The sequence below is a fragment of the Mycobacterium sp. genome, from assembly GCF_036488105.1.
GTDB lineage: Bacteria > Actinomycetota > Actinomycetes > Mycobacteriales > Mycobacteriaceae > Mycobacterium.
Genome location: NZ_DASXHW010000548.1, coordinates 1 through 1,585, shown reverse-complemented (window position 1 = coordinate 1,585; position 1,585 = coordinate 1). Strand labels below are relative to the sequence as shown.

General features: G+C 64.5%; 2 protein-coding genes. One reads left to right on the top strand and one right to left on the bottom strand.

From position 1 onward, the window contains the following. Positions 1–250: 250 nt before the first annotated feature. On the top strand, positions 251–763 hold the full coding sequence (locus VGH54_RS28880; protein WP_331515598.1) for a hypothetical protein: 513 nt from the start codon (positions 251–253) through the stop codon (positions 761–763). Between the two features lie 536 nt (positions 764–1,299). Here the strand turns inward: VGH54_RS28880 and VGH54_RS28875 are convergent. Further along, positions 1,300–1,585, bottom strand: a 286-nt coding sequence (locus VGH54_RS28875; protein ID WP_331515597.1) for a hypothetical protein, incomplete at its 5' end; no start/stop codon positions are given.

Here is a 1,585-nt window from a genome sequence, read left to right as displayed (position 1 = left end):
AGGCTGGCCCTGGGACCCTGGCGATGCCCGGGACGGTCATGGACCAGGTTCCTGGGAGTGGGATGCAGGCGAAGCCTGGCCACTTTGTTTTGGCGGGGTCCACCTTGTGCTCGTAGCCGCTCTTGATGATGGCCACCTCGTAATCGTGGGGATCCGAGGTGGTGGGCTTTGCAGCCGACGTCGTGGTGACGCCGGCCTGCGTGTTGGGTGCCTGGCGGTTGGGTGCGCGCGATGGGCCGGCGCCGGGGGTATGAGTGGCGCGCTGCGGTGCGGCGTCGCGTCACGAGGCCTGTGCGGCCTGCCTGAGCTGGGCGGCCTCTCTATCGTCGAGGTCGCGGTCATCGTAGCGGGGGCAGGGTTGCCGGTTGTCGCGCTGGTGTTCGGCGCCGTAGGTGGCGGCGTCGCGGTAGGTGCGGGGTGGCGGGCTTGGGGATTGGCGGCGGGAGGCTGCTCGCGATTCGGCGAGCGCCATGTCCATGGCTTCCTCGAAGCCGAGGTTGCGGCCACGGGCGACGCCTGCGTCGAACTCGCGGGAGAGCTGGTGGCGCAGGGTTGCTATTTCGTGCTGCTGATGCCGCAGCTGCTGTTGCAGCATGGCGACCTGGGCAGCGGGGGGTTCTGGGCGCCGTGGTGGCGAGTCCACGCGTTGGCGGTATTGCGGGTGCCGTGGCGGCGAGTCGGCGCGTTGGCGGAAGTTGGGTCGACTGGGTCGACGTTGTGGGTGTGGGGACGCCTCACGGCGTCTTTTCGAGCCTCTGGATGAGGCGCTGGAGGCTTTGTCGTCGCGTGACGGTGGTTGGAGGAGCGACGAGGCGTTCGACGAAATTTCGTCGCGAACGCTGAGGTACGGTGATGGGAGGGGGCTTACGTCCATGGTGGACGGCCCTGCTGCCGCTTCTGGTGCGGCGCTAGTTTGGAGTGGCGGTGGCGCGGTGGTCGCGACAGCCGGCAGCGTGAGGAAGTGGTTGACGAGGGCGGCGTGTGGCGGTGGGCCTCCCATGTCGCGGAGGAGGGGGTCGTCGGACGACCATTCGTCGCTGACGTCGCTGTCTTGGCGACGTTTTTTCTTGCCTTTCCGTTTAGGCGCCGGGGTGCGATGGCCGCTACCCGACGGTCCTGCGGTGGGGCTGGTTGTGGGCGCTGCTCCCGTGCCTTGGTGGCCCGGGGCGTCTGCGCGTTGCTTGCCCTTGTCGGGCTTCGATGCGGCGGCTTGGTTTTTGCGCGGTGCCATGCTGTTGTTGGCGGTTGCAAGTGGGAGGTCACTTGTCACGGCCGGTCACGGTAGCGTGATTTTTGAATCTATTGGCGGGGAAGGTCCCTCCAATCATGTACGCCGTGTAATTCGTAGTATTTATCGAGGGCGGCGAGTTCTTTACAGTTGCGTAATGGTTCACGCGTCGTTTCGCCGGTTTCCCATAGTACATGAAATATAATTGAATTTCCCGTAAACGTGTGGTTTACAATGGAATCAACGAGCCATTCTCGCTCTGGGTCGTCGCCGAAATCGTAAAAGAACGTTGCCTCGCGATTTGGGAATCGGGCGTCGTCGTTTTTGACTGCGGGGCGGAGCAGTTTGGCGTGAAAC